The organism is Haloferula luteola (assembly GCF_014201715.1).
GTDB lineage: Bacteria > Verrucomicrobiota > Verrucomicrobiia > Verrucomicrobiales > Akkermansiaceae > Haloferula > Haloferula luteola.
Genome location: NZ_JACHFD010000002.1, coordinates 226,763 through 248,214 on the forward strand (window position 1 = coordinate 226,763; position 21,452 = coordinate 248,214).

The 21,452-nt window shown below is 58.6% G+C and carries 19 protein-coding genes and 2 tRNA genes; 9 read left to right on the forward strand and 12 right to left on the reverse strand.

Translation table 11 applies throughout. The features are described 5' to 3' along the window. Nucleotides 1–65: 65 nt before the first annotated feature. Nucleotides 66–668, reverse strand: a complete 603-nt coding sequence (locus HNR46_RS02830) for a hypothetical protein (RefSeq protein WP_184015601.1) — start codon at nt 666–668, stop codon at nt 66–68. Nucleotides 669–695: 27 nt separating this feature from the next. Then, nucleotides 696–769: transfer RNA gene (locus HNR46_RS02835), tRNA-Gly, on the reverse strand. Between the two features lie 148 nt (nt 770–917). Here HNR46_RS02835 and HNR46_RS02840 point away from each other — a divergent pair. Further along, a tRNA-Gly gene (locus tag HNR46_RS02840) sits at nt 918–991 on the forward strand. An 11-nt stretch (nt 992–1,002) separates the two neighbouring features. On the opposite strand, the gene HNR46_RS21320 is transcribed toward HNR46_RS02840, so the two are convergent. From HNR46_RS21320 to HNR46_RS02855, 3 genes are read right to left on the reverse strand one after another with little or no spacing between them, the layout of a single operon-like run. Further along, nucleotides 1,003–1,569: a DNA-3-methyladenine glycosylase gene (locus HNR46_RS21320; RefSeq protein WP_184015603.1), complete on the reverse strand. Its 567-nt coding sequence runs from the start codon at nt 1,567–1,569 to the stop codon at nt 1,003–1,005. Between the two features lie 3 nt (nt 1,570–1,572). Beyond that, a complete protein-coding gene (locus HNR46_RS02850) occupies nt 1,573–2,328 on the reverse strand; it encodes a Nif3-like dinuclear metal center hexameric protein (protein WP_184015605.1) in 756 nt (251 codons plus the stop codon). 14 nt (nt 2,329–2,342) lie between these two features. Next, nucleotides 2,343–3,116 carry an RluA family pseudouridine synthase gene (locus HNR46_RS02855; protein ID WP_343076008.1) on the reverse strand — a complete coding sequence of 258 codons (774 nt, stop codon included), beginning with the start codon at nt 3,114–3,116 and terminating at the stop codon, nt 2,343–2,345. Between the two features lie 70 nt (nt 3,117–3,186). On the opposite strand from HNR46_RS02855, the gene HNR46_RS02860 reads away from it, so the two are divergent. Beyond that, complete coding sequence (locus HNR46_RS02860) at nt 3,187–4,500, forward strand: bifunctional UDP-3-O-[3-hydroxymyristoyl] N-acetylglucosamine deacetylase/3-hydroxyacyl-ACP dehydratase (protein ID WP_184015607.1); 1,314 nt, start codon at nt 3,187–3,189, stop codon at nt 4,498–4,500. Nucleotides 4,501–4,624: 124 nt separating this feature from the next. Here the strand turns inward: HNR46_RS02860 and HNR46_RS02865 are convergent, their stop codons facing one another. The 7 genes from HNR46_RS02865 to trpB all read right to left on the reverse strand — a co-directional run bounded on the left by HNR46_RS02865 (nt 4,625) and on the right by trpB (nt 12,661). Then, nucleotides 4,625–4,828 (reverse strand): hypothetical protein, encoded by a 204-nt coding sequence (locus HNR46_RS02865; RefSeq protein ID WP_184015609.1) that lies wholly within the window; start codon nt 4,826–4,828, stop codon nt 4,625–4,627. A gap of 271 nt (nt 4,829–5,099) precedes the next feature. Beyond that, nucleotides 5,100–6,683, reverse strand: a complete 1,584-nt coding sequence (locus HNR46_RS02870; protein WP_221284979.1) for a bifunctional GNAT family N-acetyltransferase/carbon-nitrogen hydrolase family protein — start codon at nt 6,681–6,683, stop codon at nt 5,100–5,102. A gap of 48 nt (nt 6,684–6,731) precedes the next feature. Then, complete coding sequence (locus tag HNR46_RS02875) at nt 6,732–8,417, reverse strand: hypothetical protein (protein ID WP_184015611.1); 1,686 nt, start codon at nt 8,415–8,417, stop codon at nt 6,732–6,734. Next, a complete protein-coding gene (locus HNR46_RS02880; protein ID WP_184015612.1) occupies nt 8,414–9,379 on the reverse strand; it encodes an ABC transporter ATP-binding protein in 966 nt (321 codons plus the stop codon). Before HNR46_RS02880 ends, HNR46_RS02875 begins: the two co-directional genes overlap by 4 nt. After that, nucleotides 9,379–10,323, reverse strand: a complete 945-nt coding sequence (locus tag HNR46_RS02885; RefSeq protein ID WP_184015614.1) for a hypothetical protein — start codon at nt 10,321–10,323, stop codon at nt 9,379–9,381. The genes HNR46_RS02880 and HNR46_RS02885 overlap by 1 nt, the downstream gene beginning before the upstream one ends. Before the next feature lie 123 nt (nt 10,324–10,446). Continuing rightward, nucleotides 10,447–11,370, reverse strand: a complete 924-nt coding sequence (locus tag HNR46_RS02890) for a sugar phosphate nucleotidyltransferase (RefSeq protein WP_184015615.1) — start codon at nt 11,368–11,370, stop codon at nt 10,447–10,449. 88 nt (nt 11,371–11,458) lie between these two features. Next, nucleotides 11,459–12,661 carry a tryptophan synthase subunit beta gene (trpB, locus tag HNR46_RS02895; protein ID WP_184015616.1) on the reverse strand — a complete coding sequence of 401 codons (1,203 nt, stop codon included), beginning with the start codon at nt 12,659–12,661 and terminating at the stop codon, nt 11,459–11,461. Between the two features lie 374 nt (nt 12,662–13,035). On the opposite strand from trpB, the gene carB reads away from it, so the two are divergent. From carB to HNR46_RS02930, 7 genes are all read left to right on the forward strand, one after another. Then, nucleotides 13,036–16,245, forward strand: coding sequence for a carbamoyl-phosphate synthase large subunit (gene carB, locus HNR46_RS02900; RefSeq protein WP_184015617.1), 3,210 nt, complete (start codon nt 13,036–13,038; stop codon nt 16,243–16,245). A gap of 3 nt (nt 16,246–16,248) precedes the next feature. Next, nucleotides 16,249–16,710, forward strand: coding sequence for a hypothetical protein (locus HNR46_RS02905; protein WP_184015618.1), 462 nt, complete (start codon nt 16,249–16,251; stop codon nt 16,708–16,710). After that, complete coding sequence (locus HNR46_RS02910; protein WP_184015619.1) at nt 16,707–17,165, forward strand: hypothetical protein; 459 nt, start codon at nt 16,707–16,709, stop codon at nt 17,163–17,165. The genes HNR46_RS02905 and HNR46_RS02910 overlap by 4 nt, the downstream gene beginning before the upstream one ends. 81 nt (nt 17,166–17,246) lie before the next feature. After that, a complete protein-coding gene (locus tag HNR46_RS02915; protein WP_184015620.1) occupies nt 17,247–18,119 on the forward strand; it encodes a hypothetical protein in 873 nt (290 codons plus the stop codon). A 79-nt stretch (nt 18,120–18,198) separates the two neighbouring features. Continuing rightward, a complete protein-coding gene (locus HNR46_RS02920) occupies nt 18,199–18,801 on the forward strand; it encodes an N-acetylmuramoyl-L-alanine amidase family protein (protein WP_184015622.1) in 603 nt (200 codons plus the stop codon). A 60-nt stretch (nt 18,802–18,861) separates the two neighbouring features. Further along, nucleotides 18,862–20,340 (forward strand): NAD(P)H-hydrate dehydratase, encoded by a 1,479-nt coding sequence (locus HNR46_RS02925; protein ID WP_184015624.1) that lies wholly within the window; start codon nt 18,862–18,864, stop codon nt 20,338–20,340. Nucleotides 20,341–20,419: 79 nt separating this feature from the next. Then, nucleotides 20,420–21,451 carry an HD domain-containing protein gene (locus HNR46_RS02930; protein ID WP_221284980.1) on the forward strand — a complete coding sequence of 344 codons (1,032 nt, stop codon included), beginning with the start codon at nt 20,420–20,422 and terminating at the stop codon, nt 21,449–21,451. Nucleotide 21,452 lies beyond the last annotated feature (1 nt).

The window sequence follows — 21,452 nt, forward strand, 5'->3', positions numbered from 1 at the left end:
ATGGAAAATTAAGTTGGCAAAGCGAGGGGCGGAATCGCCCCTCAGATCATTGCAAAATCAGGATCTCAGGAAGGCATGTAGTAGAAATCCGTGTAGGTCGAAGGGGGCGTCACCGGAGGAAGGATCACCGGAGGAACGATTTGGATCGGACCATCGGTCGAAGGACCCAAAGGAATCAGACCATTGCCACCAGGACCGCCAGGCGTCGGACCCACTGGGCCTTGACCAGGGAAATCGAGAGGATTCCAAGCTGGCTTCACTTCCACCGGAGTCTTCGGATCCTTAGAATCACTCATCACGGGCTCACCGCTACCGGGATCGATGCGGGCCATGACCATCTGAACTTCGTTGATCGAGTCAGGTGCCACGGCAACGGCGCACTGAGCGACCATGCGGACTTGGTCAGGAGCCGAAGTGCCGGCCACCTCGACGATGGCAGCCACCGTCTTGGCATCTGCCTCCGAGGCAGAAATAGCAGCCTTGACGATTTCGCAGGCGCAATCGGGGCTGGCGGCCACTTGCTTTTCCACCACTTCCAAAACCTTGGAAGCATCGGCGGACACAGCGTGCTTAACGGAAACGGAAAGCTCGACGCAATCCGCCGCGGAAGCCGCATGCGCGCCAAGGGCGGCTGCAGCCAGAATCAGGAGGCGAGACGTTGATTTCATGACGCTTATTGTAGAGAGATGGTTGATTGGAGCGGGTAGCGGGAATCGAACCCGCATAGCTAGCTTGGAAGGCTAGAGCTTTACCACTAAGCTATACCCGCGCTCTTGGATGTCCCGTTACTAACCGCTTCGACCTTCACCCGGCAAGGCTTTTTTCAAAATGAACGGGGGTTTTTAAGGTCGTTCGCCCAATCGCAAAAACTCATTGATTTCTTGGAAGGTGAACGCTACCCCCCTGCCCGCCGACCTGCGGGTGTAGTTCAATGGTAGAACGCGAGCTTCCCAAGCTTGAGGCGTGGGTTCGATTCCCATCACCCGTACCAGCGTCGAACGCTCAAAATGCGCGGCTGAGATAGGCGGAACCCGCCTCCCCAAATCTCCAAGGGAGATCCACCGCTCGGCGGATTCCAATTCTTGGACCTGCCACGACGCGTATGTTTTCCGAGGAGACCGCCAATCCACGTTTCTCCTCCGAGAGAAAACAGGATCCGTGAGCCGACCCCTCAATACCAAGGGCTTGACAGAGCCTGCCGGGGCCTGAGCACAGCTCTCGATCTCTCCTCCCGCCACGACGTTGCCGCATCATTTCCAATCCTGTTCGCGGCTCAAGGGCCCGGAGAAGCACAAAGCCTGAGCCATCGGCGTCACGCGTCAGAATATTAAAGAGCCAGTGGACCCCGTAGTTGAGGTAAACATAAGCCGCACCCGGAGGATGATTCTCCACAAATGTCCGAGCTGACGGCCGAAAGAAGGTATGGCATGCCGGGTCCCCTCGATCCGAGTACGCCTCGGTTTCGACAATTTTTCCCGAGCAGCCATCCCATCGAAACTCCGCTCCAATGAGATCCCGGGCGCAGTCCACGGGAGAGCGTTCGAAAAACTTCTCCCTAAGGGCGCTCATTTTTCAAAGTCCCGAGGGATGATCCAAAAATTGCGTTTCGAGAGAAAACTTCCGTCCCAGCTCCGCGACCAGTCGCCTGACCCCAAAGGTCTCGGTCGCGTAATGACCCGCATAGAACACATTGACTCCCAATTCTTCGGCCAACGGAAAACTCCAATGGGGGCCCTCACCGGTAATCAAGGTCCGTACGCCCCTCTCTGCTGCCTCAGCGATTTGAGAGCCCGCTCCTCCCGTGCAAAGGCCCACCAATCCCAAATCTTCCGGCCCGCCTGGACAGACGTGAACAGGCCCAGCCACCGCGGTTTCGAGGCGTTTTCGCAAATCTTCGCGATGACTTTCCATTTCCCCAAGCAAGCCAATCGGTAGCCCTTTCCACTCAAGAAAGGAACCCGTCACCTGCAGTCCGATCGCTTGAGCCAAAAGGATATTATTCCCCCATTCACCATGCACATCCAAGGGCAGGTGGGCCGAATAGACCGCCAGCCCGCCCTCGATCGCTGTCTTCCATTTGCGATAGTTTCCCCCGACCAAAGGACGTGCACCCTGCCAAAAAAGCCCGTGATGCACGACGAGGAGATCCACATCCTGCCGAACGGCCTCTTCCATCACCGGGAGCGAGGCATCGACCGCAGCGGCCACTCGCAGGACCGGACGATCATTCTCAAGTTGGAGTCCATTGACGGCTCCCGAATAATCCGGAATTTCGCGAATTCGTAGCTCGCGGTCCATCCATTCACAAACATCGGCCAAATCCGGCATGCGCCCTCTCTAGTCTAGGCAGCACCCAGAAACCGAGCCAAATCCCTCGCCATCGGACACTCCCAACGATGGACCTCACCTTCCCACTCGAGTGCCAATTCGGCGGCGTGCAATGCCTGTCGGCTCAACAGCAGAGCCCGCGCATGAACCTCATCCAGCCCATCCTCCATTTGGGCTAAGTAGGCGGATCCATCCGTCCCGTAAATCTTGTCCCCCACCAAGGGATGCCCCACATGCTCCAGGTGAGCCCGGATTTGATGGGTCCTTCCCGTCTCTGGAACACATCGGAGAAGACAAAATGGACGAGCTTCTTTCTCAAATCGTTTCAACACACGAAAGTGAGTCGTCGCTGGCTTCCCACCAGGATCCACACACTGCCGAAGCCATATTCGGCTCTCCTTCACCTCCCCCGCTCTTCGCAAGGGACCGTCCACCACCATTTCGTCCCATGATGGCCAACCGTGAGAAATCGCGTGGTAGCCCTTGAAGGCGGTTCGACTCGCCAAGGGCACCGACAAGGCTTTCGCCGCGGCAGCGTGCTTGGCCACCAAGACCAAGCCACTCGTTTCTCGATCAAGACGCGTCAAGATCGACAGCCCTCCCCTCCCTCCTGCCAGCTCCGCGGCCAGCAGCACTTCAAGTCCGCTCAGCAATGTCGGCTCCCGACTGCCATTCGCCGGGTGCACCATCAAAGGCGCCGGCTTGTCGACAACGATCCAATCCGGTGACTCGTCGATCACCTGAAAATCACAAATCGCCCGCACCCCCGGGATTCTCCGCAGCGCCACGCCCGACTCAACCCTGCGTTTCCAGAATTTTGCACTTTGATCTTAGCCTCCGGAAGTTTCCCCTCCTCCCATGTCCGCCGCCGCGCAACACACTTTGGCGTCCTCCGCCACCCTTGAGGGCACTTCGCTCCATACTGGCTCCAAGGTCACCCTTACGTTGAAGCCTGCCCCGGTGAATCACGGCTTCAAGTTCCGCCGGACAGATATCCCTGATCAGCCTTTCATCGATGCCGACGTCGACAAGGTCCAGACGGTCGAGCGGGCCACCACCCTCGCGGAAGGCTCGGTCAAGGTCCACACCGTCGAACACGTTTTATCCGCACTTTGCGGCATGGGGGTGGACAACGCCATCATTGAGATGGACGCCAACGAGCCCCCCATTGCGGATGGCTCATCCCTCCCATTCGTGGAGCTGATCAAGAAGGCTGGCATCGTCCCTCAAGATGCTCCTCGCAAAACGTGGGAAATTCGTGAACCGATTCATCTCGAAACCGGCGACGGGTCCTTGCTGACCATTGTTCCTTGTAAGACCTTTCGGGTGTCCGTCACGAACATCGGACCTGAGGGTCGCTTCACCCAGTATTTCTCATCGGAGGTCACTCCTGAGACCTATGAAGCCGAGATCGCGCCCGCCCGGACCTTCGTCTACTACGAGGACGTCAAACCGCTCCTCGACAAAGGGCTGATCAAAGGAGGTTCACTCGAAAACGCCGTCGTGGTGCGGGGCGATCAAGTCATGAGCAAAGAGGCCGTTCGCTTCCCCAACGAATTTGCTCGCCACAAAGCGCTCGACGTCATCGGCGACCTCATGCTCTCCGGCAAACGCATCCTCGGCCACGTGATTTGCGTCAAACCGGGGCACGGCCCGAACACCAAGCTCGCAGCCACGCTCAAGCGGGAATACTCGCGCATGCGTTCCCTGGCCGCCCCCTTCGCCATTCCCTCCGGAGAAGCGGTGCTCGATATCAACGACATCCTCAAGATTCTTCCTCACCGCTACCCCTTCCTCCTCGTCGATCGCATTGTCGACTTCGTCGGTGACACCAAATGCGTCGGCATCAAAAACGTGACCATGAATGAGCCCTTTTTCCCTGGGCACTTCCCGGGCCACCCGATCATGCCAGGCGTTCTCCAGCTGGAAGCCATGGCTCAAGTCTCCAGCGTGCTCATGCTGAGAAAACCTGAAAACGCCGGAAAGATTGGCTACTTCATGAGCGCCGACAGCGTGAAATGGCGGCGCCCGGTTCTCCCCGGCGATACCCTCTACATCGAATCGGAAGTGATGAAAATCCGCGGTTCGATTGGCTCAACACGCTGCCGGTGCTTGGTCAATGGCGAGGTCGCATCAGAAGCAGAACTCAAGTTCGCTCTGGTCGACGCTTGACCAGTCGTTGGCTTCGCCAAGCGCAAAGCCCTTCTCCTTCGTTCCAAGAAACGGCTTCCTTCATGGGTCGCCGTTTTTTTATGAGCCTGGCTCCATTCGGAGGACAGAACGAAGGACGCGTCGTTCAAACGCTTAGCCAAATTCCCACACTCAGGAGAGACAGCAGCGCAGAAAGGAACAGGCCTCCAACGACCCACAACATCCGTCCCAACTTTGCCTCAACTTCCGGCGACGCCGCTCGGGAAACGGGCCCTCCTGCGCGCAACGCCGCCGACTGCGCCGCCGCGTATGCGGAGCGATAATCGTGGAGATCAGAGGAACGGGTCATGCCGGGAATTTGTTTTGCGAGTCCTTATTACCAATCGGACCCGGGAATCACCAATTCCAAATATTAACAATTTCCAATCCTACGCGATCACGTAGCCCGCAACCTAACCGAAATAATCCACACAATAACCTCCAAACAAGCAAGTCACAACAAAACCGCCATCGCCAGCCATCACTTCACAACGGAACAGTCTCTAAAAAATTTTCACCTCCCCAACGTCAATGGGAGCAGCGGGAGGCTCAAGTTTTAGGCAATTCGTCCTTTTTGACGCTCAAAGGTGCCCTTCTTCGACACCGGCTTGGATCATTTCATTGGAAAGCTTTGCCTGAAACTCGAAGAGGTCTCTTCGCCGATCATTCACCGGGGTCACCGATCCACTTTGCCGAGATCGATAAAGATCGGAAATATCCACATCCGTCACCAGCATCGTCTCCACGTTGGCATCCGCCTGAGCCTGAATTCCGTCCCGAGCAAATTCGAAATCACTTGGGGTGAACACCGCCGCCCTTCCGTAATGGATGTCCATCGCAGGCACGTCCGGCAAATTCCCGACAACCCCCGCCGTCACCACATAGATTTGGTTCTCGATCGCTCGAGCCGCTGCACAAGTGCTGACCCGCAGGTAGCCCTGACGATTGTCCGTGCAGTAAGGCACAAAAAGAATCTCCACTCCGCGATCTGCCAGATACCGGGTCGCCTCGGGAAACTCCACGTCGTAGCAAATCAGCACGCCAATCCGTGCTTTCGGGGTCTGCACCACCACCATGGAGTCGCCTCCGGTGATTCCCCACCAGGTCCGCTCACTCGGTGTGATGTGGAGCTTCGGTTGGGAAACATGGGTCCCGTCCGGCTTGAAAATCATTGCCGTATTGAAAAGACGCCCATCCTTCTGGGCGACCGGATGAGATCCGGCAATCAAATACAAACCCTGCTCTCGGGCCAGCGTGCTCATCAGTTCCACAAACTGATCCGTGAATTCCGATAGCTTCCGAATTCCTTCGCGAGAACCCATCGGTTCCAAGCCACTCAACAACTGGACCGTCAAAAACTCCGGGAACACCACGAACTCGGCACCATAATCCTCTCCAGCAGTCTCGACGAAATAGCGCACTTGGTTCGCGAAATCCTCAAATCCATCCAACTTCCGCATCTGATATTGCACGCATGCCACACGAACCTTGGTGTCGTCTTCCTCCTTCGCCTGATACTCCGGATTGATCCATTCGATCAGGCTCGCAAAATCCTTCGATTTCGGGTCGCGAATGTAGTTGGGCATCACCCCCCGCACCGCGAAACCCTGAGAGATCTGAAACCCCAGTACCGGGTCTTGGATTTTTCCATCCTGAACCTGCCAAACGTATTCCTCCGGCGTAAGCCTGTCCGCATACTCGGAGTATCGCGACAAACGCCCTCCTGCGAGGATCCGTCGCAAATTCAGACGCCGACAAAGCTCTCTTCGCGCTTCGTAGAGGACCTTCCCAATACCCCGCCCCCGAAGATTCGGGTCCACATACACCTCAGCTCCGTAGAGAGTGTCTCCTTGGGGGTCGTGATTGTAAAAATATCCATCGTCGGTGATCCCATAATAGGTATGGGCGCGAAGAGGATTGCGGCCCATTGAGACGATCAACGAAGAGGCCACTCCCACGATTTTCCCCTCGGCCTCCGCAATCAGCTGCCCTTCTTCAAAAACGTTCAAGTGGGAGCGCAACTCGCTTTCCTCCCAGGCTCCATCCGCCGCCATCATGGCGGGGAAACACCGGCGATGCAGCGCAATGATGGCGGGAATATCATCCACCCGTGGGTTACGCACCATCAACGGGCCCTGATTCGTCTCATACTCCTTCGGCAACACGCCCGCAGGCTCGCGGCAAATTCGACAAACTGCAAGCGGACCCAAGCGTCATTCTTTCTCTCCCGACTCCAACATGATTTGCGCCATGCGCTGACGACTGGCGCGAAGCGATACCGCCCCCCAGACGGCTGCGAACCCCGCCAACATGCCCCAAAAGGCGCAGGCTCTGGGCACCGCTCGAGCCACCGACGCAGGCAACTCAGCAATTTGCAACAGACTGCCTGCAGCATAGACGGGCAATGTCATCGGCGACGCCCCCATCACCCAAACCGCCGTTGGCCACCACGAATCACTGATGGAACCCAACACCGCTCCCACCATCAAAGGCACCGCTCCCACCAAAATCGCCGCCATGAACACGGCACGCCTCCCATGCAATTCAAGAAGCGCTTGGAACCCCCAAGCGAGGGCCAACAGCAATCCCACCATCCAGCCCGCCACCGACTGGGGAACGACCTGACCCGGAAACCAGTCAGATTCCACCACTCGCTGAGTGAAAACAAACCAAGCCGTGGCCCCGGCCAGCGCCATGATCCCGATCCAACCAAAACTCGTTGCCGCATCTCCGCTCCAAGGCAGTCGACTCCGACCTTGTTTCACGGCTCTCCGCCATCCTGCAAGCTGACGATCTGGCGACGGCGTCACCATCAGCGCAAATCCATACAACAGCACCAACGAAAACAACCCATAGATACCCGAGAGCCAAACCGCCTCAAATTTCTCTGGAGCCCGATCCGGCATCATCGGAATCAAACGTCCCATTCCGCGGGACGGGAAAAGACCGCCAGTTCCAATTTCCGGCAGCGCCGTTCCCAGCAGCAGAACTTGGATCCAAATGAAAAAACCTGTCGCCCAGGTTTTGCCCAGCAGGTGCGATTCCGTACGCTCCCACCGTCGACACAGCATCCGCAAAAACGTCAGCATCAAACCCAATTGAGAAAAAACGGTGAACCAGGCCTCGGAGAAATCGAGATTGAAAAACTTCACCGTCGGCAGCCATCGCTGGCTTAATTTCACCATCGATGCCGGCACCTCCGGTAACAACGAGGGGAGTGACTCTTCGAAAATCGGTACGATCGTCAGGTATTTGAAGGTCACCAGCCCGAGTTTGGCAAGCTGAGGCACCACCGTATAGAGGCCAAATACCAGCCCGATCGAGGTGAGAAAGGCCCAACGCCGATTCTTCACCACCATCCCCGTCACCAGTCCCGTGAAGTGATACAAAAGCGCCGAAGAGATCAGCACCGCATACAGTCGCATCCAAACCACGGGATCCACCCCGCCCTTGACCAATCCCCACAGCGAAAACGGAAAGGTGACGGCGAACATCGCCCACTCCCGCACCGGCAGTCCGAATAGAAACCCCAGCACCTTGGCCAAGGGCGACATCGGCAGAAGCCGCTGATAATCGATCACCCCTTCATCGCGCTCTCCCGTCATACCACCCGCCACTTGTGCGGTGCCCAATGCAAAAAGAATGACGCATTGCAGCACCATCAAGGGGATCAACGGAGTTCTCTCCGCATCCATCGGATCATAATCGGTCCGGTTGAATCCAATCGACCGACACAACGCAAAAAGAAAGCCGGCACCAAGCACCGCAAGAAACACCCCGACCCCTCCCCCCCTCAGCCTCAACCGCGAACACGCGTATCGCCGGAAAATCGGGTTCACCGGAATGGCCCACCACCCATGCCGCCTCGGGCGAAGGGAAATCATGTCTTCTTCGCTCATCGCTTTCGATTGGATTCCGCCACCTCCACGAGGATTTCTTCAAAGGAAGACTTTCGTTCTTCAAAGCTCACCATCCGAAAACCTGCCATCACCAGACCCGCCATCAGCTCAGCCTGGTGATCTTCCTCTCCTGCAAATGCCAGCGTTAGGCTCTCTCCTTCTCGCGCGATCGCTTCAATTCCAGGCTTTCCCTGCATCCAATCGGCCGCCGCCTCGGCTTGCGATACGAACTTCATCGTGAGTCGCCGCCCCCCATTCCCCATCAATCGCCGCACCTCTTCCGCCGTTCCCGCCGCTAGCAGCTTCCCTCGATTCATCACGCACAACGAAGTGCACATCTCAGCCAGCTCGCTGAGGATGTGCGAACTCACAAACACGGTTGCTCCCGTTTTCACCAACCGTCGCAGCGCGTCTTTGAGGTCACGGCGAGCCAACGGGTCCAGTCCACTCGCGGGCTCATCCAAAATCATGACCCTCGGCCGATGCAAAAGCGTCTTCGCCAGCACCACCCGCTGAGTCTGACCTCGCGAAAGCTTTGCACACCAAGCCTTTCGCTGCTCGGTCATTCCGACCTCCTCCAAGCACTCCGCCACCCGATCCCGCTGTTGTTGGCGAGTCCCCAGCCCATAGGCAGCCGCATGAAATTCGAGAAACTCTCCCACCTTGAGGTCGGACGGCACGGGTGCCAGATCAGGCATATAGCCGACGATCCGTCGCGCCATCTCGATGTCCTCCTGAATATCCACCCCATCGAGAAACACCTCTCCATAGGTCGGCTCCATCAAGGTCGCCAAAACTCGAAAGGTGCTCGTTTTCCCCGCCCCATTCGGACCCACCAATCCAAATACTTCTCCCGCAGGAACTTGGAGCGACACGTCGTCGACGGCGACAAAGTCTCCATAGTCGACCCTCAGGTCCCGGATCTCAATGGCGGTCCGTCGCGTCTCGGGTTTCGTTTGCATCACCAATCAAATGCGTCCCAATCCGCAGGCAAAGTCAGACCAAACTCCCCCATTTGCTCGTTCATTTTCGCACGCTCTTCCTCTTTGAAGGCTTCATAGGCGGCCCTCTGTCCCGGTGATAGGGCCTCGATCACCGCCTGCTCCCGATCCACTCCCACTTGCGGAGTGATGATTCCCTCCGACCCCTCAAATTGCATCGAGTTCTCATAGTCCGGCGATGCGGCCGCCATGACCCCAAAGAGCAGATCCCGCTGTCCGTCGTCCAAGCCCACCACTCGATCCAATCGCTCCACCCTCATATCCGCAAAATCTTGGACCCTTCCGGCCTTTTCATGCAGCCGATCCGAACGGAACTGCGCCCCTGCCTCTCCTTGAAGGATCCCGCCCATGAACTCGTCCAAGCCCTCATCTGCCCGTGCTTCCATCGACGCCTCCATCAAGTCTTCCATCGACGCTCCCTCACGCGAGGCCAGATCCACCCACCTCTCTGCCTGATCCTGCGCATGCTGCTCGAACCAGGATTTCAAGCGTGCCGCTTGATCGTCGTTGAGACCATATTTTCGCGTCAATTCTCCCGCCAATGCATCATATTGCCGGGCCAATCGTTTGGCGTGGATCCGTTCGAAAAACGGCGCCAAATCCCGCGTCAACGGTTGCGTCGCCCGCAGAAGCTCATCCGGAGTGACTTTCCCTCCATCTCGGATCCGCTGGGCCAAATCCCCGATCCCTTCCCTTAGCGTTCGGCCGCGATGATCGGTGCGCCCCATGGCCTCAAAAGCCACAATCCGATTTTCGGCCTTCTTGAGTGCCGCTTCCAACTCCACCACGCGCTCTTCAGGTGAACCTTCCTCTCCCGGTAAGCTATCGCGGAACAAAGACAGGCCGACCGCTCCCACCACGATGCCCACAAACAAGGGCACGATTGATTTCAACGTCGCTGCCATAAGTTCTCAAGAAACGGGATGCTTCATGAATCCCTAGCGAACCTGCGATGAATTTTACGCAAATCCAATTCCCATCCGCGGCCCTCACGAACTCTCCACTTGCGATCCGACCCGGTCGATCCTTCAACGCATCACCACCTGCGACTCCACCCTTTGGCCCGAGCTTACCACAGCACCTTGCCAGACCACCGAGTCGACCACCACTGCCCCCGCCTCCACCACCGCCCGCGGTCCGATCACCGACCGCTCGACCACTGCATGAGGCGAAATGGTCGCGGTTTCATGAATCGCATCCGACAATGCCAGTTCGCGATGGGCAGCCAAATAGCTGGCCTCATCTCCAAGATCGAACCAATCGCCCTCATCCAGCAGGACACCGCCAATTCGGCCGCGCTTCGCCAGCTCAAGAAATGCCGGAATCACCGAAACCTTGCCCTCGGGAATCTGCCCCAAAAGCTCAGGAGAAAAGCAATACACCCCGCTGAAATGATGCGTTCCGTGGCCTCGACCGATCCGATTTCGGATATCGACCACCTGCCCGTCCTCAAAAGCAATGTGACGCCCCGCCCCCTCCGACCGCAGTGCCAACGTCACCCCATTCCCCGATTGCTCATGAGCCTCGATCAACCGCTCAAGCGGCATGGTCGAGAAAATATCCCCATTGTGCACCAACACATCGTCGCCACCAACCCAATCGGCAATATTCCGGATCCCGCCTCCGGTCTCCAGCAGATCCGGCTCAGAGAAAAGGTGAGTCGACCTCCCAGCCCAGTCCCCGACCATGGAAAACAACCCGTTCCCTCCCCGAAGTTCCGATGGCTTCCAGCCTCCTCTGCACGGCACTCCCCACTCGGGATCCTGCCACTTTTCCGGCAAGTGATGGGTATTCACGGCAAACGCCTCGATCCCCGCCGCCATGCATCGTTCCGCCGCCCAACCCACCATCGGCTTATGGAACAACGGAACCAGCGGCTTCGGCAACCCATGCGTCAGCGGCTGCAAGCGGGTGCCCAAGCCGGCACCGAGGAGGAAAGCTTTGCGGATCATGTCGGATTCACCATGAAGGAAAAACACTCACGACCTCAAAACCAGGCTTTCACCCCGTCCCGTTGGGTCGCTTAGAGATCTCCGCCGATCAGAAATCCAACCCGAGGAGATGCTTCGCCGCCTGTGCCACGTCCTTGTCCCCACGACCGGAAAGGTTCGCGATCAGGATTGAGTCCTTCGGCAAACTGCCCGCCATCTTTGAAACATAAGCCATTGCGTGCGAGCTCTCAAGCGCCGGCAAAATGCCTTCGCAGTGAGCCAATTCCTTGAATGCCGCCAAAGCTTCGTCGTCCGTCGCAAACGTATACTCCGCACGACCGATCTCTTGCAAATAGGCGTGTTCCGGACCGATCGCCGCATAATCAAGGCCCGCAGAAATCGAATGCGTCAGCTCAATCTGACCGTCGTCGTTGGCCAACAGCCAAGTTTTGGTACCTTGGAGGACTCCCAACTTTCCACCCTGGAAGCGTGCCGCGTGCTTCTCCGGGAGAATTCCGAGGCCCCCTGCTTCGACGCCCACCATGCGCACATCAGCGTCGTCGAGAAACGGGTGAAACAAGCCGATCGCATTCGATCCCCCACCCACACAGGCCACCAGCAAGTCAGGAAGTCGACCCTCTCGCTCCAAAATCTGCTGCCGGGCCTCGAGACCGATCACCCGGTGAAAATCCCGCACCATCATCGGGAAAGGATGAGCACCCAGTGCCGAACCGAGGATGTAGTGCGTATGATCCACCGTCGAGACCCAATCGCGCATGGCCTCATTCACCGCCTCCTTCAGCGTGGCCTGCCCTGCCGTCACGGCACGGACTTCGGCACCCATCAGCTGCATCCGCGCCACATTCAATGCCTGGCGTTCCATGTCCACCTTGCCCATGTAGACCACACACTCCATGCCGAACCGTGCACACACGGTGGCTGTCGCAACCCCATGCTGACCCGCCCCCGTTTCCGCAATGATCCGTTTTTTGCCCAGACGCTTCGCCAACAGGATCTGACCGATCGCATTGTTGATTTTATGGGCACCTGTATGCAGCAAGTCCTCCCGCTTCAGATAAATCTTCGCGCCACCCAGACGCTCAGTCCAGCGCTCGGCAAAATACAGCGGCGTGGGCCGCCCACAGTAGTGCGTCAGAAGATCATCGAGTTCCCTCTGAAACTCCGGATCCTTCCGTGCCGCGGCATAGGCTTCGGAAAGCTCATTCAAAGGTGCCATCAAGGTTTCCGGCACGAACATGCCTCCGAACTTTCCAAAGTGTCCGGTGGCGTCTGGCATGGTGGTCGCTGGCATCGCGCCGGGACGAAAACACAGCCACGCCGGCAAATCAGCTGAAAAAAGCGGGCGCTGTCCCCCCCCCTGCGCTCGCGCTTCTGGCAGCGGCCCGGAACGAACGGAATCCCGTGAATCACGCGTCCATCGAAACCCCATCCCGATGAGATGGCCCCTTTGACAGAACCCCTCGCTCGGCGGTGGCGGAGAGAATCTCGACTTCACGGCATTCCACCCACCTTGAATGAAGAGATGGATTCCAACGAATCCCTCGGGAAGAATCCCTCTTCCCCGATTTCATCCGCCCTTCCCCTTTACAACTCGGCGGGACCCTGCGAAACACCCAGAAATTTAGCCGCAACCTGCTCTGCGACTGAAGAAACGACCGCCACGCCATGCCCAAAGACACCTCGATCCAGAAAATTCTCGTCATCGGCTCCGGCCCGATCGTCATCGGCCAAGGATGTGAATTCGACTACTCCGGCGTCCAGGCGTGCAAGGCACTCCGCGAAGAAGGCTACGAAGTGGTGCTCGTGAACTCGAATCCGGCCACCATCATGACCGACCCCGAGTTCGCCCATCGGACCTACATCGAGCCGATCACCCCTGAAGTCGTCGAAAAGATCATCATCAAGGAGCAACCCGATGCCCTTCTCCCCACCTTGGGGGGGCAGACCGCGCTCAACTGCTCCATGGATCTCTTCAAATCCGGAACGCTCGACAAATACGGCGTGAAGATGATCGGCGCCAACGCCGATGCCATCGACAAGGGCGAAGACCGCCAACGGTTCAAGGATGCGATGATCAAAATTGGCATCGACCTGCCGCTGTCCGGCACCGCTCACACCATGGCCGAGGCTCGGAAAATCGCCGAGGAAATGGCCGAATCCACCGGCAAGAAATTCCCCCTCATCATCCGCCCCGCCTTCACCCTCGGCGGACAAGGTGGCGGGATCGCCTACAACCGCGAGGAATTCGAGGAAATCGTCACCCGTGGCCTCGACCTTTCCCCGGTTTCTGAAGTCCTCATCGAGGAATCCCTCCTCGGCTGGAAAGAATACGAAATGGAGGTCATGCGCGACCGCGCCGACAACTGCGTCGTCATTTGCTCGATCGAAAACATCGACCCGATGGGCGTTCACACCGGCGATTCCATCACCGTGGCTCCCGCCCAAACGCTCACCGACCGCGAATACCAGATCATGCGCGATGCTTCCTTCGCCGTGATCCGCGAAATCGGCGTCGAAACCGGTGGCTCCAACATCCAATTCTCCATCGATCCCGTCAGCGGCCGGATGATCGTCATCGAAATGAACCCGCGCGTATCGCGCAGCTCGGCGCTCGCCTCGAAAGCCACCGGCTTCCCCATCGCCAAGATCGCCGCCAAGCTGGCCGTCGGATACACCCTCGACGAACTTCCCAACGATATCACTCGCGAGACGCCTGCCAGCTTTGAGCCCACCATCGACTACGTCGTCACCAAGCTCCCCCGCTTCACTTTCGAGAAATTCCCCACAGCCAATGCCGTCCTCACCACTCAGATGAAGGCGGTCGGCGAAGCCATGTCCATCGGCCGCACCTTCAAGGAGTCGATGCAAAAGGCCCTCCGTTCCCTCGAAACCGGTCGCTGGGGTTTCGGATTTGATGCCAAAGATCCCAAAGAGATCTCTCGCGAGGAAATCGAGCAAAAGCTCGCCGTTCCCAATTCCGAGCGCATCTTCTGGCTCCAAACCGCCTTCGTGAACGGTTGGACCATCGATGAAGTGTTCGAAACGACCGCCATCGACCCCTGGTTCCTCTACCAGTTGAAGGAAATCGCCGACGAGGGCCAAAATCTCGCCTCCCTCGACCTCAAGGACGCCAAGCGCCTCGGATTCTCTGACCGTCAAATCGCCCGTGCCCGCGGGGTTCACGAAGATGAAATCCGTGCCGAACGGAAAGCCGCCGGACTGATCCCTGGATATCGCCTCGTCGATACCTGCGCCGCTGAATTCGAGGCCTACACGCCCTACTTCTACTCCAGCTACGGCGACGAGAACGAAGCTCGCGAAACCGATAAGAAGAAGATCATCATCCTCGGCGGTGGACCGAACCGCATCGGCCAAGGAATCGAGTTCGACTATTGCTGCGTCCACGCCGCATTCGCCGTCAAAGAGCTCGGCTATGAGGCCATCATGGTGAACTCCAACCCGGAAACCGTCTCCACCGACTACGACACCTCTGACAAGCTGTTCTTCGAGCCCCTGACACTTGAGGACGTCCTCAATATCTGCGACCAAGAAAAGCCGCATGGCGTGATCGTTCAATTTGGCGGTCAAACGCCGCTCAACCTCGCCGCCGACCTCAAACGCCACGGTGTGCCCATCATCGGCACCAGCCCAGAGAGCATCGAACTCGCGGAAGACCGCAAATTCTTCTCCGCCCTCCTCGACAAGCTCGGCCTGCGCCAAGCCGAAGCCGGCACCGCCACTTCCGAAGATGAAGCCGTCGCCGTTGCCGACCGCATCGGCTACCCGGTGCTCGTCCGCCCCTCCTTCGTTCTCGGCGGCCGAGCCATGATGATCGTCCATGAGGAAAATGAACTCCGCCGCTACATGCGCGAAGCTGTCGATGCCTCACCCGAGCGCCCGGTTCTCGTTGACCGATTCCTCGACGGCGCCACCGAAGTCGATGTCGACTGCATCGCCGACGGGACCCGCGCCGTAGTCGGCGCCATCATGGAACACATCGAACAGGCCGGCATCCACTCCGGAGACTCCGCCTGCTGCATCCCTGCCTATTCGCTCTCCGATGCCATCAAGCTCAAGATCGATCAAGCCGCCAAGGACCTTGCCCGAGAACTTGAAGTCAAGGGCCTCATGAACATCCAGTTCGCCGTCAAGGACGAAGAGCTTTACGTCATCGAGGTCAATCCCCGCGCCTCTCGGACCGTGCCCTTCGTCTCTAAGGCAACGGGCGTGCCCCTCGCCAAATACGCTGCCCAAATCATGGTGGGCAAAACCCTCGACGAAATCGGCTTCTCCGAGCCCGTCATTCCCGACCACTTCTCGGTCAAGGAAGCCGTCTTCCCGTGGAGTCGCTTCCCCGGCATCGACATCGTTCTAGGACCGGAAATGAAATCGACCGGCGAGGTGATGGGCATCGATTCCGATTGGGGCATGGCCTACGCCAAGAGCCAAATCAGCGCCTTCAACACTCTGCCCACCGAAGGCAACGTCTTCATCTCTGTCGTGGATCGCGACAAACCCCGATCGCTTCAAATCGCCAAGGACCTTGTCGATATCGGCTTTACCCTGTGGGCCACCGGCGGAACCTACCAGTTCTTCGCCGACAACCAGGTTCCTTGCGAGCGGGTCTACAAACTCCAGGAAGGACGCCGCCCGAATGTGGTCGACATGATGAAAAATGGAGAAATCCAATTCGTCATCAACACCCCCAGCGACGAAGCCGCTCGTGCCGACGAAGTGAAGATCCGCTCCACGGCCGTCGCCATGAAGGTTTCCCACGCGACCAACCTGTCTGCAGCCGAAGCCTGCGTGAAGGCCATGCGCTCCCTCAAGGAACGCGAACTCACCGTGAAGCCTCTTCAGGATTTCCACTTCTGATCGATGCGCCTGCTCCTTTGGCTTTTCCTCTGGGTCTTCGCCGCGTGCTCGCACACGGCGATTTCCCCGCTCTCCGATCCTCAAGGCAACCTGGTTGTCCTTGAGGTTCCCAAAGCGAGGCCCGGCAAGGAACCCGACTCCAAAGTCCTGGAAAAGGTCTTCAGTGACCTCGCCAAGCCCTTCGAAACCCGAGCTTGGCCCCTCCAACACTTTCAGGAGTTCGACCTTAGTTCCGATCACGCCGAAGTTCTCGTCGCCGGTCCCATGGGCGACCTCGAAACCCTATCCGGGCGGTCCTTCGTCGGCATCCTCCCCCTCGTCGCCCTGCGCTCCAATCAAAGTGCTGAATCGACCGAGAATGCCCTGCGTTCCGTGGCAGCAGAAATCCATCGCCAAGCCCTCCGCAGTGGGCTGCGCTCGGTCCGCGTCGATGACCTCAAGGAGGAGAAGAAGCCAAAGGCATGAAACCCCTTGCCTTGGCGTTGTTCCCAGCCCTGTTCGTATCCTGTGCGGCACCACCGTCAGGCAGCACGGACCCGGCCCGCGTCCGTCCGCTGCTCATGGGAACGTGGACCAGCCACCGGAGCGAAGGAAGCACCGCCATCTACATGGAAAAAACCTTCCATCCCGATGGCACCGCCAACGGCTTCATCGACATCCGCTCAGGCACCGGAAATACCTCCCTGCTGCTGCCTCGAGTGCCCTTTCAGAGCCGCTGGAAATTCGATGCGGAGGGTGACCTCGTGACCTATGACATGCGCTCCGAAGTGATCGGCTTCTTCGAGCCGGGAAAATCGACGCACGATCGCATCCTTCGAACCCAACCGGACCGAATCGATTTCATCTCAGGGGAAACGGGCGATCGCTTTTCCTTCCATCGCAAGCAGCCGAAGAGAGCCCCCACGAGTTGGTCTCTCTGAGCACCCCTCCCGCAAATCTGTTGGGGGCGCTCGATCCGTTGGATTGACGCCACGGGACGATCCCGATACGGCTCGCCCCTGATGACTGCGCGTCTTTGGATCTCCCTCTTTCTTGGCCTTGTCTCGTTGGCCTGCCCCGCCCTCGCTCAGGTGACCGTCGATATTCGCCTCGAGAAACGGAACTATCTCGCCGGGGAATCCATTCCGCTGAGCGTTACTGTGACCAACCTCAGCGGCCAGGAGCTGGCCTTTCAAGGCACCACTGAAACCAATTGGATCGATTTCATGGTCAACTCCACCCGTGGAGTTCCTCTCACCCCGCTCGCGAAGCCAGCCTTTGGGGCGGTTCGAATCCCTACCGGCAAGGCCCTGACCCGCACCATCGACCTCGCCCAGCTCTATGCTCTCGATGATCTCGGCAATTTTTCCGTATACGCCATCGTCCGCCTTCCAGGACAAGGCACCAATGGCTTCCAATCCAATCGCCACCTCTTCACCGTCAACACCTCCCAACCCTATTGGAAACAGGTGGTCGGAGCCCCAGGAAAACGGGGCGGACAAAACGAATTCCGCCTCATCCAATACAACAATACCGGGAAGAACCAGCTCTATGCTCAGCTGGCCGATGCCCGCACCGGAAAAATCCTGCGCACCCATTACCTCGGCGATGTCCTGATGCTTCGCAAACCAAGCGTCACCATCGACTCGTCGCTCAACATGCATGTCCTCTTCATGATGTCCCCGAAGTTTTGGGGGCATGCCACCATCGCGCCTGATGGCCGCTTCCTCGGTCGTGAACTTTACCAACCCGCCGGCGGGGATCCCGTGCTCGCCCAAATGACCGATGGCAGCATCAAAACTCTCGGAGGCATCCTTTACGACCGCAAGGCCGCCGAGGAAGCACGCAAAGCGACTCGAAAAGCGTCAGACCGTCCCGCATTTCTTTACGAATAATCGTCACAACCGACGAAATTCTTTACAAATCGACGGAAGTTTTTAATAAATCTGAACCTTTTCGAATCCTTAACCAACCATGAAGACTCTGCTCCGACTTGCCGCGACGCTGGCGGCATTGGCGTTTTTCACCGGCGCCGCCCAAGCGAAGTACTTCCGGACCGTCGTGATCGATCCCGGTCACGGAGGCCACGACAAAGGGGGCCAATGGGGCCTCGTGTATGAGAAGCATCTCGCGCTCGACACCGCCGCACGGCTCGAAAACGAACTCCGCAAGCGGGGCTACAACACCGTGATGACTCGGCGCAGCGACTACTTCATCTCGCTGCCTGAACGCGTCCGCATCACCAAAAAATATTCGAACGCCATCTTCGTCAGCGTTCACTACAATTACACGTGGAAGCAAGAAGTCTCCGGGCTCGAAACCTTCTTCAACAACGGTGACAGCTTCAATCTCGCGCAGCAGGTCCACAACGGCATGATGCGCAAGGTCCGGACCAACAATCGTGGGGTCAAGTTTGCCCGCTTTTACGTGATCCGGCACAACACCTGCCCCGCCATCCTTGTCGAGTGCGGCTTCGTCAGCAACCCGACAGAGCGCTCTCGCATGAAGTCGGCTTGGTGGCGCCAGTCCTTGGCTGAAGGAATGGCCGATGGGATCGATCGTTACCGCAAGCTGTAACTTCCCATAGCACCGCAAGCCCCCCTTGCGAGTCATTCCCCGCCCCGCTAGCCTGATTCCATGGCATGGGTGACGGCACAGGAAATGAGGGCCCTGGAAGCCCGGGCCTTTTCATCAGGCGTGGATCCCGGTGCCCTGATGGACCGAGCAGGAATCGGCATCGCCCGCCACCTACTTGCCCACTTTCCCACCCCCGGCCACGCGGTCGCCTACCTTGGCAAAGGCAACAATGCGGGCGATGCAATCGTGGTTCTCGAGCAGCTTTTCGCTCACGGGTGGTCCATCGATTTCCGGGCTTCTCACCCTCAAGAAGCGTGGAGTGAGCTCACCCAGCAACGTTTCCAGCGCCTCCACTCGGCACTCTCGAATCCCTGCCCCTCCGCTTCCCGCCCCGGCCCCTTGCTCCTCCTCGACGGATTGCTGGGCATCGGAGCCCACGGAGAAATTCGCGAACCCCTTCTCTCCCTCTCTCGAGAAATGCAGCATCTCCGGGAGACTGATGGGGCCATCGTCGCCGCCATCGACCTCCCCTCCGGCCTTGATTCCGATCAGGGCATCCCCAGCAAAGGCGCCGTCATTGCCGACCTCACCCTCACCGTTGGAGTTCCAAAAAAAGGCCTGCATGCCGATTCCGCCAACGACTCGGTCGGTCGCCTCTTCCTGGTGCCTCTCTCGGAGCTGCGCCCGCCCGCCGACCGCCACCCCATCTGGAGTTTTCCCTCCACCCATCCGTGCAGACTTCCGCCACGGCCCCATTCATTTCACAAAGGGGATGCCGGGCGAGTCGCCGTTCTTGCCGGCTCCGTCCATTTCAGCGGTGCCGCAACCCTTTGCGCAACGGGTGCCCTCCGAGGTGGCGCTGGCCTCGTGACTCTTTTTCTCGATCCAGACAACCCTGCTCAACCTCCCCCCGAAATCATGACTCGGAGGATCGGCTCGCGCATAGAAGCAGCTTTCAGCGCTCGTGCCGATGCCCGTGTCCTCGGTCCTGGCCTCGGGGAACTGACACCCCCGCAAGCGCAAACCCTGCTCCGCCACCTGAGCGATGACAGCGTCCCTCTCGTGCTCGATGCCGATGCCCTCAACCTGATCGCCGCCACCACCTCACTCGATCTCCTGGCGCCCCATCATCTCATCACTCCCCATCCTGGGGAATTCGCCCGCCTCGCACCCGATCTCGCTCAGCTTCCCCGCCTCGAAGCCGCTCGCCGCTTCACGCAACGCCACCCCTGCCACCTCCTTCTCAAAGGCACGCGCACCCTCATCTGCCAACCGGGAGGCGAGCTGCACATCAATCCTACCGGCCATGCTGGCATGGCCACCGGGGGCCAAGGAGATGTCCTCGCCGGAGTTTGTGGAGCCCTTGCCGCTGCCGGCCATTCCCTCGCCGATGCCGCCATCCTTGCCGCTTGGCTCTGCGGTCGTGCCGCTGAGCGCGCCATCACCTACGGCTCCGAAAGCGAACAAAGCTGCAGCGCCTCCGACACCCTGCACCATCTCGGCGGCGCCTTCCTGGATTGGAAACAAGTTCGGCGCTAGACCCTCGGTGCTCCATGCACCCTCCACCCAAGCCTGGATCGCGCCTCGACTCTCTGCTGGCCACGTGGATGCTGACGGCATGGATTTCCCCAATATCGCCGAACTCAAACAACAAGCAGGCGAATCCCCCCAACGGTTCACTCTGGATGCCGAGCTCCAGTCGCGCAGTGAACGACAAACCAAAACCGGAAAGCCCTATCTCGTCCTGACCTTCGCCGATTCGACAGGCAGCTTTGCTCTCAATGCCTGGTCGGACGCGCCTCTCTTTGAAGCCGCGTCTGGATTCAAAGATGGAACCGCCCTGCGCCTTGATGCCGAATGGACCCAGAATTCCTATGGTCTCAATGCAGCCAATCTTCATTGGGAACGTCTTCAAGGAACGGACCTCGAGGCCTTCTACACAGGGGACCCCGAGACCCGCGCCCGCCAACAGGTCGCCTGGGAAAACATCACCACCCTCCTAGCCACCCTCCATGATCCGCGCCTTGCAACACTCTGCCGACACTTTCTGGAAGAATTCGGTCCCCGTTTCCGCCGTACCGCCGCGGCACGCCGAAATCACCACGCACGCCGCGGCGGCTTGGTCGAGCACGTCTCGCAAATGATGCGCGCTGCCGATGCGATCTGTGGGGTGTATCCCGAGTTGCATCGCGACCTCATGTTGGCCGGGGTGCTCTTTCACGACTGCGGCAAACTCTGGGAAAACCCCTATCCAGAAACCGGCTTTGCTCAGGGACAAACCCTCTACGGGGAAATGCTCGGTCACATCCCGCTTGGCATCGAACTCGTCAACAAGCTCTGGCACGACATCCTCGATCTCCCTGAAGCACAAGCTTGGCTCACCGAAGATCCCCCAAGCGAAACCGTGCGCCTCCACTTACTCCACCTCATCGCTTCGCACCACGGCGCCTACGAGTTCGGGTCCCCTACCTTGCCTCGAACCCCTGAGGCGATGGCCCTGCATCACATCGATAACCTCGACGCCAAGCTGGAAATGGTGAAAGACGCCTACGCCGAAAGCACGCAAATCGTCCCCGGTATCTACGAAAAACGCTTTCCCCTGCCCGCCAATCTCGTCGAACCCCTCCCCCATTATCTCCCGCCGACCTGAT

What these genes read in the sequence shown, in the direction of transcription:
- HNR46_RS02830 (WP_184015601.1), bottom strand. Translation starts at nt 668, where the DNA reads ATGAAATCAACGTCTCGCCTCCTGATTCTGGCTGCAGCCGCCCTTGGC.
- HNR46_RS21320 (WP_184015603.1), bottom strand. Translation starts at nt 1,569, where the DNA reads ATGAGCGCCCTTAGGGAGAAGTTTTTCGAACGCTCTCCCGTGGACTGC.
- HNR46_RS02850 (WP_184015605.1), bottom strand. Translation starts at nt 2,328, where the DNA reads ATGCCGGATTTGGCCGATGTTTGTGAATGGATGGACCGCGAGCTACGA.
- HNR46_RS02860 (WP_184015607.1), top strand. Translation starts at nt 3,187, where the DNA reads ATGTCCGCCGCCGCGCAACACACTTTGGCGTCCTCCGCCACCCTTGAG.
- HNR46_RS02865 (WP_184015609.1), bottom strand. Translation starts at nt 4,828, where the DNA reads ATGACCCGTTCCTCTGATCTCCACGATTATCGCTCCGCATACGCGGCG.
- HNR46_RS02875 (WP_184015611.1), bottom strand. Translation starts at nt 8,417, where the DNA reads ATGAGCGAAGAAGACATGATTTCCCTTCGCCCGAGGCGGCATGGGTGG.
- HNR46_RS02880 (WP_184015612.1), bottom strand. Translation starts at nt 9,379, where the DNA reads ATGCAAACGAAACCCGAGACGCGACGGACCGCCATTGAGATCCGGGAC.
- HNR46_RS02885 (WP_184015614.1), bottom strand. Translation starts at nt 10,323, where the DNA reads ATGGCAGCGACGTTGAAATCAATCGTGCCCTTGTTTGTGGGCATCGTG.
- HNR46_RS02890 (WP_184015615.1), bottom strand. Translation starts at nt 11,370, where the DNA reads ATGATCCGCAAAGCTTTCCTCCTCGGTGCCGGCTTGGGCACCCGCTTG.
- trpB (WP_184015616.1), bottom strand. Translation starts at nt 12,661, where the DNA reads ATGCCAGCGACCACCATGCCAGACGCCACCGGACACTTTGGAAAGTTC.
- carB (WP_184015617.1), top strand. Translation starts at nt 13,036, where the DNA reads ATGCCCAAAGACACCTCGATCCAGAAAATTCTCGTCATCGGCTCCGGC.
- HNR46_RS02905 (WP_184015618.1), top strand. Translation starts at nt 16,249, where the DNA reads ATGCGCCTGCTCCTTTGGCTTTTCCTCTGGGTCTTCGCCGCGTGCTCG.
- HNR46_RS02910 (WP_184015619.1), top strand. Translation starts at nt 16,707, where the DNA reads ATGAAACCCCTTGCCTTGGCGTTGTTCCCAGCCCTGTTCGTATCCTGT.
- HNR46_RS02915 (WP_184015620.1), top strand. Translation starts at nt 17,247, where the DNA reads ATGACTGCGCGTCTTTGGATCTCCCTCTTTCTTGGCCTTGTCTCGTTG.
- HNR46_RS02920 (WP_184015622.1), top strand. Translation starts at nt 18,199, where the DNA reads ATGAAGACTCTGCTCCGACTTGCCGCGACGCTGGCGGCATTGGCGTTT.
- HNR46_RS02925 (WP_184015624.1), top strand. Translation starts at nt 18,862, where the DNA reads ATGGCATGGGTGACGGCACAGGAAATGAGGGCCCTGGAAGCCCGGGCC.
- HNR46_RS02930 (WP_221284980.1), top strand. Translation starts at nt 20,420, where the DNA reads ATGGATTTCCCCAATATCGCCGAACTCAAACAACAAGCAGGCGAATCC.